At 68.9% G+C, this 15,242-nt stretch carries 13 protein-coding genes and 1 pseudogene; 6 read left to right on the forward strand and 8 right to left on the reverse strand.

Annotation, left to right across the window (positions count from 1 at the left end; all coding sequences use genetic code 11):
• Positions 1 to 158: 158 nt before the first annotated feature.
• Complete coding sequence (locus ACGLHS_RS17605) at positions 159 to 1,037, reverse strand: LysR family transcriptional regulator (protein ID WP_093245173.1); 879 nt, start codon at positions 1,035 to 1,037, stop codon at positions 159 to 161.
• A gap of 141 nt (positions 1,038 to 1,178) precedes the next feature.
• Between ACGLHS_RS17605 and ACGLHS_RS17610 the strand changes: the two genes are divergently transcribed.
• Both ACGLHS_RS17610 and ACGLHS_RS17615 read left to right on the forward strand, forming a co-directional pair.
• Positions 1,179 to 2,153 carry a DMT family transporter gene (locus tag ACGLHS_RS17610; RefSeq protein ID WP_394481731.1) on the forward strand — a complete coding sequence of 325 codons (975 nt, stop codon included), beginning with the start codon at positions 1,179 to 1,181 and terminating at the stop codon, positions 2,151 to 2,153.
• Positions 2,150 to 3,274: an NADH:flavin oxidoreductase/NADH oxidase gene (locus ACGLHS_RS17615; RefSeq protein ID WP_394481733.1), complete on the forward strand. Its 1,125-nt coding sequence runs from the start codon at positions 2,150 to 2,152 to the stop codon at positions 3,272 to 3,274. Before ACGLHS_RS17610 ends, ACGLHS_RS17615 begins: the two co-directional genes overlap by 4 nt.
• A 48-nt stretch (positions 3,275 to 3,322) precedes the next feature.
• Here ACGLHS_RS17615 and ACGLHS_RS17620 read toward each other — a convergent pair whose 3' ends face one another.
• The 5 genes from ACGLHS_RS17620 to ACGLHS_RS17640 all read right to left on the reverse strand — a co-directional run bounded on the left by ACGLHS_RS17620 (position 3,323) and on the right by ACGLHS_RS17640 (position 7,121).
• The gene (locus tag ACGLHS_RS17620; RefSeq protein ID WP_394481735.1) at positions 3,323 to 3,805 is read right to left on the reverse strand and encodes a DUF2147 domain-containing protein; all 483 of its coding nucleotides are present in this window, start codon (positions 3,803 to 3,805) and stop codon (positions 3,323 to 3,325) included.
• 139 nt (positions 3,806 to 3,944) lie between these two features.
• Positions 3,945 to 4,736, reverse strand: coding sequence for a class I SAM-dependent methyltransferase (locus ACGLHS_RS17625; protein WP_394481737.1), 792 nt, complete (start codon positions 4,734 to 4,736; stop codon positions 3,945 to 3,947).
• On the reverse strand, positions 4,733 to 5,305 hold the full coding sequence (locus ACGLHS_RS17630; protein WP_093245165.1) for a GNAT family N-acetyltransferase: 573 nt from the start codon (positions 5,303 to 5,305) through the stop codon (positions 4,733 to 4,735). Before ACGLHS_RS17630 ends, ACGLHS_RS17625 begins: the two co-directional genes overlap by 4 nt.
• A 2-nt stretch (positions 5,306 to 5,307) precedes the next feature.
• A complete protein-coding gene (locus ACGLHS_RS17635; RefSeq protein WP_394481740.1) occupies positions 5,308 to 5,907 on the reverse strand; it encodes a helix-turn-helix domain-containing protein in 600 nt (199 codons plus the stop codon).
• 68 nt (positions 5,908 to 5,975) lie between these two features.
• Positions 5,976 to 7,121: a hypothetical protein gene (locus ACGLHS_RS17640; RefSeq protein WP_394481742.1), complete on the reverse strand. Its 1,146-nt coding sequence runs from the start codon at positions 7,119 to 7,121 to the stop codon at positions 5,976 to 5,978.
• A gap of 182 nt (positions 7,122 to 7,303) precedes the next feature.
• Between ACGLHS_RS17640 and putA the strand changes: the two genes are divergently transcribed.
• Positions 7,304 to 11,047, forward strand: coding sequence for a trifunctional transcriptional regulator/proline dehydrogenase/L-glutamate gamma-semialdehyde dehydrogenase (putA, locus tag ACGLHS_RS17645; RefSeq protein WP_394481744.1), 3,744 nt, complete (start codon positions 7,304 to 7,306; stop codon positions 11,045 to 11,047).
• Positions 11,048 to 11,074: 27 nt separating this feature from the next.
• Here the strand turns inward: putA and ACGLHS_RS17650 are convergent, their stop codons facing one another.
• Complete coding sequence (locus ACGLHS_RS17650) at positions 11,075 to 11,467, reverse strand: carboxymuconolactone decarboxylase family protein (protein WP_394481746.1); 393 nt, start codon at positions 11,465 to 11,467, stop codon at positions 11,075 to 11,077.
• 56 nt (positions 11,468 to 11,523) lie between these two features.
• Entirely contained in the window at positions 11,524 to 12,474 is a 951-nt protein-coding gene (locus ACGLHS_RS17655) for a LysR substrate-binding domain-containing protein (protein ID WP_394481748.1), read from the reverse strand.
• Positions 12,475 to 12,657: 183 nt separating this feature from the next.
• Between ACGLHS_RS17655 and ACGLHS_RS17660 the strand changes: the two genes are divergently transcribed.
• From ACGLHS_RS17660 to ACGLHS_RS17670, 3 genes and pseudogenes are all read left to right on the forward strand, one after another.
• Entirely contained in the window at positions 12,658 to 14,007 is a 1,350-nt protein-coding gene (locus ACGLHS_RS17660) for an MFS transporter (protein ID WP_394481750.1), read from the forward strand.
• Between the two features lie 43 nt (positions 14,008 to 14,050).
• Positions 14,051 to 14,578 carry a 2-oxo-4-hydroxy-4-carboxy-5-ureidoimidazoline decarboxylase gene (gene uraD, locus ACGLHS_RS17665; protein ID WP_394481752.1) on the forward strand — a complete coding sequence of 176 codons (528 nt, stop codon included), beginning with the start codon at positions 14,051 to 14,053 and terminating at the stop codon, positions 14,576 to 14,578.
• A gap of 124 nt (positions 14,579 to 14,702) precedes the next feature.
• Positions 14,703 to 15,226, forward strand: a pseudogene (locus tag ACGLHS_RS17670) (hydroxyisourate hydrolase).
• The last annotated feature ends 16 nt before the right edge of the window (positions 15,227 to 15,242 follow it).

A 15,242-nucleotide genomic window follows, 5' to 3' on the forward strand; every position in this document is an offset into this window, starting at 1 on the left:
GCGGTGGCTCGCGGCACGGGCAATAAGCCGTTCGGCCAGCCCGTTAAGAAGAAGCGTTTAAGAACGGCGCGAAGCCCATCCGCAAGAAGGCGAGGTCACTGAATTCGCTCTGCGGAAACCACGCGTTGGCAAGCTCGCGAGGGCGTGGGCTGGCCTCGTCAGGCCCAGGTCTCCAGCACCGCGCCGCGCACGGCATCGACCGCCACGGCGCGCTTGCCACCGGCCGGTGCCACCCAGCACAGCCAGGTGTGCGAACGCCAGCCCTTCCAGATCGCCAGCTCGCCGTTGCGCTCGCCCTGCTCGGCCTGGTCCAGCCGCATCAGGCCCGCGCCCATGCCGCTGGCGACCATGCTGCGGATGGCGCTCTCGCCATCGGCCGTGCGGCCCTGCCGGTACTCGCGGCCCGCGCCCGCGAACAGCTTTTCGAGATGCACGCGCAGGATGCACGAAGGCGGCGTGCCCACCCACGGCAGGGCCGTGAGCTGGTCGAGCGACAGGTCGGGGTGCGCCTGTGCCACCGGCAGCGGCAAGGTCACGACCAGGTCGACCGCGCCCAGGCGATACAGCTCCAGGCCTTCGATCTGCTCGCCATCGCTCAGCACGTAGGCGCAATCGAGTTCGCCGCGCTGCACGGCCGACAGCGTTTCATACGACAGCCCCTGCTTCAGTTGCAGCGTGACCTGCGGATGGCGCTCCGCCAGCTTCACCAGCACGTCGCCCAGCCGCAGCGCCACCGGATCGACCACGGTACCGAAGCGCACCACGCCCTGCGCCGCACCGCGCAGCTGGTCGGCCGCCGAGCGCATGCGCGACGCCGAGGCCAGCGTGCGTTCGGCCTCTTCCAGCAGGCTGTGGCCGGCCTCGGTGGGCGACATGCCCTTGGGCGTGCGCTCGAACAGCTTCACGCCCAGCTCGTCTTCGAGTGCCTTGAGCTGCGCGCTGACGGCCGGCGCGCTGGTGAACACGCGCTCGGCGGCGCGGGTCAGGCTGCCTTCCTTCGCGATGGCAACAAAGGTCTTCAGTTGGTAGAGCTCCATGGGGCAAATTGTGAGCGCTCCGGCCGCTTTCAGCCCTTCGCTTTTTTGGAGCCCCCCGTCCAAAGAAGCGAATGGCAATCGGCGCCGCGAAACCCGATCCTTGGAGCCATCGAATCATTCATTCATCGCCAAAGGCTCACCATGTCTTCTCGTCAACGCCTGCTCGGCATCGCCGCGCTGCTGCTCGCCACCTCCGGGTGGGGCGGCATGTTCCTGGTCAGCAAGGGCGTGCTTCACCACGTCGCGCCGGTGTGGTTCACGCTCATCCGCTACAGCATGTCGGCATTGCTGTTCGTGCTGCTCATTCTTCCGCGCGGCGCGGCGCCCTGGCGCAAGCTGCGGCTGAACGCGGGCGCGCTGGCGTTGCGCGGGTACGCGGGCTTCGGCATCTTCAGCGTGATGCTGTTGCTCGGGCTCGCGCATTCGGTGCCCTCGCACGGCGCGGTGATCATGGCGACCACGCCGATGACCACGCAGCTGCTGCGCTGGGCACTCGACGGCGTGCGGCCCGCGCGCTCGACGCTGCTGACCACCGCGCTGGCACTGCTGGGCGTGGCCATCGTGTCGGGGCTGCTGTTCAGCACCGGGCCGGCCGCCGAGTCGACGCTCTTCGGCGATGCGGTGGCCTTCACCGGCACATTGGGCTGGGTCTGGTACACGCGCGGCGCGGCGCGCTTTCCGGAACTCGACGTGATCGAGTACACCGCGCTCACGGTGCTGGCCTCGTGGCCGCTGCTGCTGGCCACCGCCGCCGTCGCCACGCTGCTGGGCTGGTCGCATGCGCCGAGCATGGAGGGCCTGCGCCTCTCGTGGGAGGCACTGCTTTACGTGGGGCTGGTGTCTTCGGCGATTGCGGTGCTGGCCTTCAACTACGGCGTGCGCACGCTCGGTGCCGTCACGGGCACGGCCTTCCTGAACTTCGTGCCGGTGTCGGCGTTGCTGATGAGCGTGGCCATGGGCAAGCTGCCCACGGGGAACGAGATTGTCGGCATGGCGATGGTGGTCGGCGCGCTGCTGATCCATACCGCCATGAGCCGCAAGGCTTCTGCGGCGCCCGCACCCCGCATCGCCGACACGCCCCAGAATTACCGCACCTGTGGAGCCACATCATCATGAGCAGTCGTAGCCATCTCTTCGAGCCCTTGCGGCTCGGCAACCTTCAGACCGACAACCGCATCGTCATCGCGCCGATGTGCCAGTACTCCGCCACGGAGGGCACGCCAGGCGACTGGCACCTCATTCACCTGGGCCACCTCGCGCTCTCGGGCGCGGGGTTGCTGATCCTCGAGGCGACGGCAGTGGAGGCCGAAGGGCGCATCTCGCCCGGCGACCTCGGGCTGTATTCCGACGCGAACGAGGAAGGCCTGGCGCGGGTGCTGAAGGCCACGCGTGCCCACTCGCCCATCGCGATCGCCATGCAACTGGGGCACGCCGGGCGCAAGGCATCGAGCCGCGCACCGTGGGAAGGCGGCAAGCAGATCCGCCCCGACGAACCCGGCGGATGGAAGGCCTACGCGCCCTCGGCGGTGCCGCACTCGCCCACCGAAGACGCGCCCATCGCGCTCGATGCCGCAGGCCTTGCCCGCGTGCGCGATGCCTTCGTGGCGGCCGCACGGCGCGCCGCGCGGCTGGGCATCGACGGCATCGAGATCCATGCGGCGCACGGCTACCTGCTGCACCAGTTCCTGTCGCCCATCGCCAACCACCGCGACGACGAATACGGTGGCAGCCTGGAAAACCGCATGCGCTTTCCGCTCGAAGTGTTCGACGCGGTGCGCGCGGCCTTCCCGGCCGAACGCCCGGTGTGGGTGCGCGTCTCGGCCAGCGACTGGGTGCCCGGCGGCTGGGACCTCGACGGCACTGTCGCGTTTTCGCAGGCGCTCAAGGCACGCGGCTGCGCGGCCATCCATGTGTCGAGCGGCGGCGTCTCGCCGCAGCAGGCCATCACGCTCGGCGCCGGCTACCAGGTGCCGTTCGCGCAGCGCATCAAGGCCGAAGTCGGCCTGCCGACCATCGCCGTCGGGCTCATCACCGAGCCCCGCCATGCCGAAGCCATCATTGCCGAGGGGCAGGCCGATGCGGTGTCGCTGGCCCGCGCGATCCTGTACGACCCGCGCTGGCCGTGGCATGCGGCGGCCGAACTGGGTGCGCAGGTGAAGGCGCCGCACCAGTACTGGCGCTCGCAGCCGCGCGAGTTCAAGGACCTGTTCGAGAACGCGCAGTTCGGGGCGCGCTAGCAGGAGAGTTGAAAAACCCGAGGGGCTGCCGGCACCCTTTCCGCTCAGTCAGTTCTGTGCAACGCGCAGCCAGTGCTGCGTCTTGCCGAAGAGCGGCAGGCCGACATACGCACGCAGCAGCAACTCGCCGTCGGCATGGGTGGCGGTGCTCACCGTCATGTTGCAGCTGTAGGTCTTGCCGTTCTCGCGGTTGTAGATCTGGCCGGCCCATTCGGTGGGTGGGCGCGAAGCGTCGGCGGCATCGACCGGCTTGAAATCCTGCAGCAATGTCATGCCCAGTGCCGGCCGGGCGTCGGCGGGCTGCATGTCGCCGCCGCCAGGAGCCATCGAGCGGTTGCCGAGCACCTTGACGACCGTGCCGCACAACGCAGTGCCGCAAGGCGCGATCTCGACTTCGAGGTTGCCGTTGGCGGTGATCCAGCGGCCGCGTGGATCGGATGCGGGAGAAGGCTGGGCCTGCGCAGCGGCTGCAACAGACAACACGACAGCGGCGAACGCGCGGCCTGGACGATGGAGCGAGGGCATGGTCATGACGGGCTTCGTTTCGAGTGGATGAAGCAAGCATTCCATCGCGGCCCGCGCCTGGATGTGTTTCGAACCACGCCCTGATTCGTCGCGCACCGTATCTGGCGGGGTACCGGACAAGCTGCGATACAAAAATCTTTGCGACTCAAGCCGCCGCGGGTTTGACCGCGTCCAACCAGAACAGTTTCTGCCGCATCGTCAGCGGACCGTGGCCCTGAATGCGCAGGTGCAAGCGCTCGAGCGCGACGCGGCATCCGTCGATGGTGAACTCAGGGCACACATAAGGCACGTGCTTCAGGTACCAGGCGAACGCACCGACGTCGTCGAAGGAAAGCACTTCGGCGCCCTCTTCGCCATGCGTGACGCTCAGGCCCGAGCGCGTGACCTGATCGACGGCAGTGTCCAGTTGCCATCGCAGAGAACCGGGCATGGGCAGATCCAGCAACGCATAGCAATCGGCATTGAAGTCCGACGCGACCTGCTGCGTAACGAAGCGCCCGCCAGTGGCAAGGATGCGATGCACATCGCTCGCAACGAAAGACTCGTGGCGATTGACGACCAGATGGAACGATGCATCCGCGAACGGCAGCCGCGCTTGATCTTCTTCGCCCTGCACCTGCGCCGCGTTGTCATCGGCACCTTCAACCTCGACCACCTCCACGCCCAGAGGCGCCAGCCGCTCGCGCGCGATGCCGACATTCGGCGCCCATCCTTCGGTGGCCACGGTGCGCGGCGGCCGGAACGCAAGCCGGCTCAACCACTCGCCGCCGCCAGTGCCCATGTCCAGCATGTCGGGCGACCGGCGCGCATGGCGATCGACCTCGGCCTCGAAGTTCCACGGCGTGGCCGTGGTCGCGATGCGTCCGCTGCACGACAGATCCCATCCGACGAGGGGCGTTGCATCCGCCTCCAGCAGCAGCCGATCGAATTCGGTCACGGCGCGGCGACCGCACCCAACGCCTGAGCCCCGGCACCGAGTTCGCGATAGAAATAGGTGGTGCCGCACAGGCCGCCTTCAGGCAGCAGCGCATAGCCGGGGATTCCGCCCACCCGCTGCCAGCCGACGCGGGCATAGAGCCGCGCGGCCTCGGCGCTCGACGTGTCGAGCACCAGCAGCGTCTTGCGATGCGCGTGCGCCTCTTTCTCGGCCGCCTGCATCAGCAGCGCGCCGAGGCCCTGGCGGCGTGCCCGACGATGCACGAGCATCTTCGCCACCTCGCCGCGATGCGGCTGGTTCTCGGGCTGGGCGAGCACGAGTTGCACCGTGCCGACGATGCCCTCGTCGTCTTCGGCCACGAGCAGCACGCGCTCGCCGCGCGCCACGCCATCGGCCACGCCTCGCCAGAAGGCACAGGCGCGCTCGAACGACAGCGGCTGCATGAAGCTCACCGACGCGCCGCCCGCGACGCAATCGATGAGCACGTGGGCCAGCGCATGCACCTGCGCGTCGGTCACGGTGGGCAGCGCACGAATGTGCGGGGTATGGGTGGGTGTGTCGGTAGTCATATTCATCTCCATGAGGAAGCGGTCGAACTGGTGATCACGACCGCGTAGCGCGCGGTCTTGCGGGTGGGGTTGTGGTAGCTCATGGGGCGGTCGAGCGTGAGCGCGAGGCAGTCGCCGGCATCGAGCAGATGGCGGTCGTCGCCCACCGTGACTTCGATGCGGCCTTCGAGCACCCACACCTGCTGGTGCACCTTGGGCTCGCGCGCGCCGGTCTCGTAGGCCACGCGGGCCTTCGGTGGAAACTGCACTTCGACGATCTGGATCGGCGAGGCCGCGCTGCCCGGCGACACGTTTCTGCGCACGTAGCCCGAGTGCGGATCGCGCCACAGCAACTGGTCGGCCAGCCGCGACACGGGGCCGGGCGTGGCCACGGGCTCTTCGAACAGCGAGGCCAGCGGAACGCCCAGGCCGGTGGCGAGCTTTTCGAGCACCACGGCGGTGGGGCTGCTTTCGCCGCGCTCGATCAGCGAGATCATCGAACGGCTGACGCCGCAGTGCGTGGCCAGCGCATCGAGCGACAGCTCGCGCGCCGCGCGAAGGTCGCGCACGCGCTGGGCAATGCGGTCGTTCAGGCCGAGGGGTTTTTTTGTTGTTTCTGTCATATTGGATGAAATATCCAATATGACGGACAACCCGTCAAGTGCCCGTCAGGTGCCGAATGGCGTACGTATCAACGCGAAGGGCCGAGCAGCACGCCGCGCGCGGCCGCCGAGGGAAAGACGCACGCCACGTCATGCGCGCAGCCAGGCACCACGACGACCTCGCGGCGCTTGTCGGGTGCGAGCAGCGCCCTGTCGTACTGCGCGTAGGCCAGGCCGCGCTGCATGCGGTACGGGCCCTGCGCAGTAGCCGCACAGGATTTGTCGAGGATGCCGTAGTAGGTGCCCTTGGCATCGCTGCTGTCGAGCGCGCCTTCGAGGTAGCTGACGTCGGCGGCGGCATAGCGCTGGCGCGCCTGCGCGGCATTGCGGCCGAGGCTGGCGGGCAAGGCGTCGGTGCCGTACTTCCAGCGGTTCAGTGCAGGGCAGGCGCCGTCGGCCGCCACCGTGAAGGTCAGCGTGCAATTGCGCAGGGTGTCCGCCCCGCTGCCGCAAGCCGCCCACGCGACGGCCACGCCATCGCGCATCGGCTGCGGCCGCACGGGATCGAAGTAGAGCCACGTGCCGGGGTCGGCGACCACATAGCGCACGGCCACCGAACCCGCCTGCCGCTCCTGCGCGAAGCCGATGTAGTGCTGCACCATCTGCGCGCCGGCCGAGAAGCCGGCGATGGTGACGGTGCGCAGGCTGGGCCAACGCTGCGTGAGTTCGGTCACCAGCGCGTCCATGGCTGCGAACGATGTGACGCCGTTGCCGTTGCCATTGCCGGCACGGCCGCCTTCGAGCCACGAACCGCATGTCCACAGCAGGTCGCCCGCTTCGGCTGCCGGCACGCCTGGCGTGCTGCACTTGCCGGCCTTGTCTTGCGCGACCTGGAAGACGGGCGCCACGACCAGCGTGTCGGCCAATGCGCCGGCACCGCGCACCGCCTGCAAGGCGGCATCGAAGGTCTTGTTGGCATCGCGGGGGTGGCCATGCATCGCAATGAGCGCGCGGGTCGGGCTTGCAGGCGTGGCGACATCGGGCGACAGCGATGCGTAGTAGTGCAGCGCTCCGCCAGACTCCGGCGGCTGGAACGACCGGTAGCAAGCCGAAGACGCGGACGCGGTGCAGTCGGCACCTTGCGTGGCGCCCTGCAGGCCCTGCGTACTTTGCGCACCCGCGTGCAGGCTTGCCAGCACCAGGCATCCGGCCACGAGACAAGACCATCCGTGCATCGGTCGACTCCCTTGCATTGCTCGCCCTGGGGCGGGACATGGATTCTCGCTCCGGCCCTTGAAAGCCTGGACGGGAAGGCGTCTGATCGCCTAGTGATTTGCTCGGCGAGCAAGCCATTCTTCGAACAGACATTCACCTTGCGCGGAGAGATCATCCAACTTGTCACCAGACCGGATTCGATATGCCCGCTCCCAGCCCTTCCGCCCCGCCCTCCTTTTCATCCCCCGCCTTTGCCGATGGCCTGCCAGAGCGGCCTTCCGCGTTGCGCGAGCAGATCACGGCAGCCAGCCGGCGCGCCGAACCGGAAGCCCTGCCACCCTTGCTGGCACAGGCGCGCCTGCCGGACGGCCTTGCGCAGGAAGCCCACGCCCTGGCCCACCGAATCGCCCACCAGCTGCGCGCACGCAAGAACGCCAGCGGCCGCGCCGGCCTCGTGCAGGGTTTGCTGCAGGAGTACGCGCTGTCGTCGCAGGAAGGCGTCGCGCTGATGTGCCTGGCCGAAGCGCTGCTGCGCATTCCCGATGCCGAGACGCGCAACGCGCTGATCCGCGACAAGATCGCGCACGGCCAGTGGCAATCGCATGCGGGCCGCAGCCCTTCGGTGTTCGTCAACGCCGCAACCTGGGGCCTGCTGCTGACCGGCAAGCTGGTCGCCACGCACAGCGAAACGGGCCTGTCGACCATCCTCACGCGGCTGATCGGCAAAGGCGGCGAACCGCTGATCCGCAAGGGCGTGGACATGGCGATGCGGATGATGGGCGAGCAGTTCGTCACCGGCGAGACGATCGCGCAGGCGCTGGGCAACGCACGCGAGCTGGAGGCACAGGGCTTTCGCTATTCCTACGACATGCTCGGCGAAGCGGCGCTGACCACCGAGGATGCGAAGCGCTACCGCGTCGCGTACGAAGAGGCGATCCATGCGATCGGCCGGGCGTCGAATGGGCGCGGCGTGTACGAGGGGCCGGGCATCTCGATCAAGCTGTCGGCGCTGCACCCGCGCTACAGCCGCGCGCAGCACGCGCGCGTGATGGCCGAGCTGTACCCGGTGCTGTGCGAGCTTGCGCTGCTGGCGCAGGCCTACAACATCGGCCTGAACATTGACGCGGAAGAAGCCGACCGGCTCGAACTCTCGCTCGACCTGCTGGAGCGCCTGTGCTTCGAGCCCGCGCTCGCGGGCTGGAACGGCATCGGCTTCGTGATCCAGGCCTACCAGAAGCGCTGCCCCTTCGTGATCGACTTCGTGATCGACCTGGCGCGCCGCAGCCGGCACCGGCTGATGGTGCGGCTGGTGAAAGGCGCCTACTGGGACAGCGAGATCAAGCGCGCGCAGATCGATGGGCTCGCGGGCTACCCGGTGTACACGCGCAAGGCCTACACCGACGTGTCGTACCTTGCCTGCGCGCGCCGGCTGCTCGATGCGCCCGAACAGGTGTACCCGCAGTTCGCGACGCACAACGCCCACACGCTGGCGGCCATCTACATGATGGCCGACCCGTCGCGCTACGCGCCGGGGCAGTACGAGTTCCAGTGCCTGCACGGCATGGGCGAGCCGCTTTATGAACAGGTGGTGGGCCCGCTCGGTCGGCCTTGCCGCATCTACGCGCCGGTGGGCACGCACGAGACGCTGCTCGCCTACCTGGTGCGGCGCCTGCTGGAAAACGGCGCCAACACCTCGTTCGTCAACCGCATCGCGGACCCGACGATCTCGCTCGATGCGCTGGTCGAAGACCCGGTGGCCACGGTCGAGCACATGGCGGCGCGCGAAGGCACGCTGGGGCTGCCACATCCGTCGATCCCGCTGCCGGCGGCGCTCTATGGCGCGCCGCGTGCCAACTCGCAAGGGCTCGACCTGGCGAACGACGACAGCCTGCGCGCGCTCGGCGAGGCGCTGCAATCGAGCGCGCGCGAAGATTGGCGCGCGATGCCGATGCTCGCCGCGCCCACGCCGGGTGCCGAAGCGGCCCGCGCCGAGGCCGATGTACTGAACCCCGCGAACCATCGCGATGTCGTCGGGCGCGTGCAGGAAGCAACGATGGCCGATGTCGAATCGGCCATCGCACAGGCCGATGGCGCGGCCGCGGCATGGGCCGCCACGCCGCCCGCCGCGCGCGCCGCCCTGCTGGAACGCGCGGCCGACCTGCTCGAAACCCGCATGCCGCGCCTGATCGGCCTGCTGGCACGCGAGGCAGGAAAGACCAGCGCCAACGCCATCGCCGAAGTGCGCGAGGCGGTCGACTTCCTGCGTTACTACGCGGCGCAGGCCCGCAGCGATTTCTCGAACGACACGCACCGGGCGCTGGGCCCGATGGTCTGCATCAGTCCGTGGAATTTTCCGCTCGCGATCTTCACCGGCCAGGTGGCGGCCGCGCTCGCGGCAGGCAACCCGGTGCTGGCCAAGCCGGCCGAGCAGACGCCACTGGTTGCGGCCGAAGCGATCCGCATGCTGTGGGAGGCCGGCGTGCCCCGCGCCGCCGTGCAGTTGCTGCCCGGCCGGGGCGAGACCGTGGGCGCTGGGCTGGTCGCGGATGCGCGCGTGCAGGGCGTGATGTTCACGGGCTCGACGGAGGTGGCGCGCATCCTGCAGAAGACGCTCTCGCAGCGCCTCGGTGCGCATGGCGCGCCGGTGCCGCTCATCGCGGAGACGGGCGGGCAGAACGCGATGATCGTCGACTCGTCCGCGCTGGTGGAGCAAGTGGTCATCGACGTGATGGCCTCGGCCTTCGACAGCGCCGGCCAGCGCTGCTCGGCATTGCGCGTGCTGTGCGTGCAGGAAGAAGCGGCCGACCGCCTGATCGAGATGCTCAAGGGCGCCATGGCCGAGAGCTGCATCGGCAACCCCGCGCGGCTGGCCGTGGACGTGGGCCCGGTGATCGACGCCGAAGCGCGCGACGGCATCGAGCGCCACATCGCGACGCTGCGCGAACGCGGCCGCAAGGTCTATCGCAAGGGCCGCGAGCACGGCCACGACACACGCCATGGCACCTTCGTGATGCCCACGCTGATCGAGCTCGACAGCATCGCGGAGCTGCAGCGCGAGGTGTTCGGCCCGGTGCTGCACCTGGTGCGCTACCGCCGCCGCGACCTGCCCGCGCTGGTGAGCCAGATCAACGGCACCGGCTACGGGCTGACGCTGGGCGTGCACACCCGCATCGACGAGACGATCGCGCAGATCGTGGACCACGCGAAGGCGGGGAACATCTACGTGAACCGCAACATCGTCGGTGCGGTGGTCGGCGTGCAGCCCTTCGGCGGCGAAGGCCTGTCGGGCACGGGGCCAAAGGCGGGCGGGCCGCTGTACATGGTGCGCATGCTGTCGCAGCGGCCCGACGATGCGCTGGTGCGCGCCATGAAGCACGCGGGCCACACCGGCCACGGTGCCGCATTGCCGTTGCTGGGCCGCTGGGCCAAGGACACCGGCCGGCAGGCGCTGGCCGCGCAGTGCGAGCACTTCGCCACGGTGGCGCGCGCCGGCTGCTCACGCACGCTGACCGGACCGACGGGCGAGCGCAACGTCTACACGCTGCTGCCGCGCGACGCGGTGCTGTGCCTGGCCGGCACCGAGGCCGACCGGCTGGTGCAACTGGCGGCGGTGCTGTCGGTGGGCAGCTCGGCGATCTGGCCCGCGGATGCCGAAGCGCAGAGCCTGCGTGCGTCGCTGCCGGTCGATGTGCAGCAGTGCGTGGCCATTGCGAGCGACTGGGCCGCGCCCACCGTGGCCTTCGATGCGGCCCTGTACCACGGCGATGCCGACGGGCTTTCGGGCGTGATGCAGCGCATCGCGTCGCGGCCGGGGCCCATCGTGGGCGTGCGCGCCTTTGCCACCGGCGATGCCGGCATCCCGCTTGAAAGCCTGGTGGTCGAACGCGCGCTCAGCATCAACACGGCAGCGGCCGGCGGCAACGCGAGCCTTATGACCATCGGCTGAACGCCGCGCTATTCGTCGAGCGCCCTGCTACTTGTCGAACGCCGGATCGATCGGCACGCGGTAGCCGTTCACGAGCCGGTTGGTCTCGTTGGCCATGCCGACCACGCCCATCAGCTCGGCGAACATCGCGGGCGTCATGCCGGCTTTTTCCGCGCCGGCGTGGTGGCTCGCGATGCAGTAGCCGCAGTTGTTGGTGACGCTCACGGCAAGGTAGACCATTTCCTTCACCACCGGATCGAGCGCGCCCTGTGCCATCACCTCTTTCAGGCTGCGCCAGGTGCGCTTGAGCGTGGCGGGGTCGTTGGCGAGGTACTTCCAGAAGTTGTTGACGTCGGGCACGTTGCGCGATGTCTTGATGTCGTCGAAAACGGCGCGGACTTCGTCGGAGGCGTTGGCGTATTCGATGGGTTGGGGTTTCATGCAAGGCTCCTGGATTGAACGCTGTGGCCGGGTACGGTATCAGCCCCTGAGGGCCGTCACTCGCCCGATGCTCCCGGCGCCGCCTGCGCCAGGTGGCCGCCGACCGTCGAGAGCAGGCCGCGCAGCCAGCGGTGGGCGCCCTGGTGCTGCGAGCGCTCGTGCCACAGCTGGTAGAAGCGCATGCGCGGAAACCCTTCGGGGGCGGGCACGCTCACCACCGGCAGGCCGCGCGTGAACTGCTCGGCGAAGTGGCGCGCGGTGGTGAAGACGAGGTCGCTCTCGGCCACCAGGTAGGGCGCCATGGCGTAGTAAGGCACGAACACGCGCGCGTCGCGGGTTTGCCGCAGCCCGGCCAGGTGGCTGTCGACCACCGTGCGATGCGACTTGGCAAAGGGCGTGGGCACCACGTGGGCGGCCGCCAGGTAGCGCGGCAGCGTCATCGCGCCCGGCGCGGCCAGCGGGTTGTGCGGGCTCATCATGCAGACCAGCTCGTCTTCGATCAGCAGCGACAGGTGCATGCGCTCGGGCGGCAGCGGCCAGTTGCCGATCACGATGTCGAGCTCGCCCTGCGCCAGCGCGCGCTCGTAGTCGTAGCCGGGCGTCAGCGGATGGATCAGCAGGCGCGCCTGCGGTGCCTCGGTGCGAAAGCGCCCTACCAGCTCGGCCATGAAGCTGGCGGCCAGGTAGTCGGGCGTGGCGATGGTGAAGGTCGCGGTGCTGGCGCCGGACTCGAAGCGCTCGGGCCCGGCGAGCATGCGATCGATTTCGCCGAGCACCTCGCGTGCGCTCTCGCGCAGCTGCAGCGCGCGGGCGGTGGGCACCATGCCGCCGCGCTCGCGCACCAGGATCGGGTCGCCGAAGGCATCGCGCAGGCGCCTCAGGGCCGCGCTGATGGCCGGTTGGGTCTGGTTCATGCGCACCGCGGCGCGCGACACGCTGCGCTCGGCCACCAGCGCCGCCAGCACGCGCAGCAGGTGGATGTCGACAAGGTCCTGGCTTCTCGTCATGTGTCTAGGGGTTCGACCGGATGGCGCGCCATGGGGTGGCACGACCTATCGCGCTGGGTTATGCCGCACATTCCGCACGCCATGCGCGTGCCCGGACCATTGTGCCTACAGTGCGCTCGCAGGCGGCGTTCCCTTTGCCGGACCGGGCCGCAACGCCTCACACCAAGGACCTCGGAGACAAGCATGACAACCACCGCAGCGGCCGCATCCGTCCGGCCTTCCGCCACCCCGTCCGAGCTGGACGGGGTCTACCGCAAGATCATCTGGCGGCTCATTCCCTTCCTGATGCTGCTGTGGGTGCTGGCCTGGCTCGACCGGGTCAACATCGGCTTCATCAAGCTGACGATGCTGGACGAGCTCAAGTGGAGCGAGGCGATGTACGGCCTGGGCGCGGGCATCTTCTTCCTGGGCTACTTTTTCTTCGAGGTGCCCAGCAACCTGCTGCTGCAGCGCATCGGGGCCAAGAAGACCATCATGCGCATCACGATCGGCTGGGGCCTGACCTCGATCGCCACGATGTTCGTGAAGACGCCCGAGATGTTCTATTTCCTGCGCTTCCTGCTGGGGGTGTTCGAGGCCGGCTTCTACCCCGGCATCATCCTGTACCTGACCTACTGGTTCCCCAACGACCGGCGCGCCAAGGCCTTCGGCATGTTCATGTCGGCCTCGGCCTTCGCGGGGGTGATCGGCGGACCGCTGGCCGGCACCATCATGACCCGCATGCATGGGCTGAACGGCTGGTCGGGCTGGCAGTGGGTGCTGCTGCTCGAGGGCATTCCCTCGGTGATCGCCGGCTTCGTCACGTACTTCTATCTCACCGACCGGCCCGAGCAGGCCCACTGGCTCACGGCACGCGAGCGCCAGCTGGTGCATGAAGACCTGGAGCGCGACGGCCGCGCGCTGGGCCAGCGCGAGCACAGCATGCTGGCCTCGCTCAGGAGCGGACGCATCTGGCTGCTGATCCTGATCTTCTTCTGCGTCATCGCCGCCAACTCTTCGCTGACGTTCTACGGCCCCACGCTGGTCAAGGAAGTGGGCTTCACCAGCCCGGTGACGGTGGGCTGGATCATGGCGGTGGCCTACCTGTGCGGCGCCGCCGGCATGATCTGGAACGGCTTTCACTCCGACAAGCACCAGGAGTCGCGCTGGCACTGCGGCCTGGCCGCCGCGCTGGGAGCGGTGTCGCTGCTGGCCGTCGCGCTCTTCCTGGGGCACAGCGCGCTGGCGGTGCTGGTGGGCCTGACGCTGTCCATCGTCGGCACCATGAGTGCCATCCCGGTGTTCTGGCAAATGCCCAATCGCTTCCTGGCCGGCACCGCAGCCGCCGGCGGCGTGGCGCTGATCAACTCCATCGCCAACCTGGCTGGCTTCGGCGCGCCCTGGATGCTGGGCCTCATCAAGACGTCCACCGGCAGCCTTTCGTCGGGCCTGTACGTGGTGGCGGGCATCGAGATCTGCGCCACCGTGCTGATCCTGGCCTGCGTGCCCTCGTACCGCAAGCAGCCGGCCACCGCCGCTGCTCCCGCGCACTGAACGCGCAGCAACTGCCGTCGACACCAACGCGGAGAACCCACCGATGACCCTTACCGCCACCCGCCTGAACCTGGCCGCGCTCAATGACATGGACCGCGACGCCTTCGTCGCCGCCATCGGCCCGACCTTCGAGAACTCCCCCTGGGTCGCGCAGGCCGCCTGGTCGCGCCGGCCCTTCGCCGACGTCGGCGCATTGCACGCCGCCATGCTCGACGTGGTTCGCGAAGCGCCGCAGGAGCGTCGCCTCGCCTTTCTTTGCAGCCACCCGGAACTGGCCGGCCGCGAGGCGCAGGACGGCACGATGACGGCCGAATCCGTCGGCGAGCAACGCAGCGCCGGGCTCGACGCGCTCAGCCGCGACGAGCTGGCCGAGATGCAGTACCTGAACCGCGCCTACCGCGCGCGCCACGGCTTCCCTTTCATCATCGCCGTGCGCCGCAATACCAGGCAGCAGATCTTCGAGGCGCTGCGCACGCGTGCTGCGGCGAGCACGGAAGCAGAGCAGCGTGCCGCGCTCGACCAGATCGGGTTCATCACCCGCGGGCGCATCGACGCCCTGCTGGACGGCTGAGCCTTCGCCGCCCGCGCGCGCATCTTTCCGACGACACGTTTCCGTTCCTGCCGGCCGGCGCACCCGTGCGCCAGGCCCGGCGTTCACTCGCCCGCACAAGGGCATTCAACGACAGGAGACAACCATGGCGAATCAAGTCGTACCCCGCCCTGCGCGAAGGCAATTCGCGCTCTCGGGACTGGCCCTGGGCGCGGCGGCGCTGGCACCGCGCGGCGCACTGGCGCAGCAGCCGAATGCGAATGCAGCCCCGGCCGGCCCGGCCCAGGCCAGCGGCCCCATCGTGCTGCACGGCGTGAGTCCGCGCCTGACGGTGCATGCGCTGGACATCTTTCACGGCGCAGCCGCCACCGGCCTGCGCATCGATTTCTCCCGGCTGGAAGGCGATCACTACAAGCTGCTGCGCAGCGTGGTCGTGAACGCCAACGGCCGCTCCGACGATCCGCTGCTGATCGACGAGAGCTACCAGGCAGGCGACTACGAACTGCTGCTGCACGTGGACGACTACTTCGCCGGCAAGCAGGCCGGCTGCCCACGCCGCCGTTCCTTACCAAGCTGCCGGTGCGCATCCGCGTCGTCAACGTCGCCGAGCGCATCCACCTGCCGATCCAGTTCGGCCCGTGGAGCTACACCTATTCGCGCGGCAGCTGAACACGCATTCGTTCTT

It is taken from the genome of Variovorax sp. VaC1 (assembly GCF_043658315.1).
GTDB lineage: Bacteria > Pseudomonadota > Gammaproteobacteria > Burkholderiales > Burkholderiaceae_C > Variovorax.

Coding starts and splice junctions, on each gene's coding strand:
- ACGLHS_RS17605 (WP_093245173.1), bottom strand. CDS start 1,037: ATGGAGCTCTACCAACTGAAGACCTTTGTTGCCATCGCGAAGGAAGGC.
- ACGLHS_RS17610 (WP_394481731.1), top strand. CDS start 1,179: ATGTCTTCTCGTCAACGCCTGCTCGGCATCGCCGCGCTGCTGCTCGCC.
- ACGLHS_RS17615 (WP_394481733.1), top strand. CDS start 2,150: ATGAGCAGTCGTAGCCATCTCTTCGAGCCCTTGCGGCTCGGCAACCTT.
- ACGLHS_RS17620 (WP_394481735.1), bottom strand. CDS start 3,805: ATGACCATGCCCTCGCTCCATCGTCCAGGCCGCGCGTTCGCCGCTGTC.
- ACGLHS_RS17630 (WP_093245165.1), bottom strand. CDS start 5,305: ATGACTACCGACACACCCACCCATACCCCGCACATTCGTGCGCTGCCC.
- ACGLHS_RS17635 (WP_394481740.1), bottom strand. CDS start 5,907: ATGACAGAAACAACAAAAAAACCCCTCGGCCTGAACGACCGCATTGCC.
- ACGLHS_RS17640 (WP_394481742.1), bottom strand. CDS start 7,121: ATGCACGGATGGTCTTGTCTCGTGGCCGGATGCCTGGTGCTGGCAAGC.
- putA (WP_394481744.1), top strand. CDS start 7,304: ATGCCCGCTCCCAGCCCTTCCGCCCCGCCCTCCTTTTCATCCCCCGCC.
- ACGLHS_RS17650 (WP_394481746.1), bottom strand. CDS start 11,467: ATGAAACCCCAACCCATCGAATACGCCAACGCCTCCGACGAAGTCCGC.
- ACGLHS_RS17655 (WP_394481748.1), bottom strand. CDS start 12,474: ATGACGAGAAGCCAGGACCTTGTCGACATCCACCTGCTGCGCGTGCTG.
- ACGLHS_RS17660 (WP_394481750.1), top strand. CDS start 12,658: ATGACAACCACCGCAGCGGCCGCATCCGTCCGGCCTTCCGCCACCCCG.
- uraD (WP_394481752.1), top strand. CDS start 14,051: ATGACCCTTACCGCCACCCGCCTGAACCTGGCCGCGCTCAATGACATG.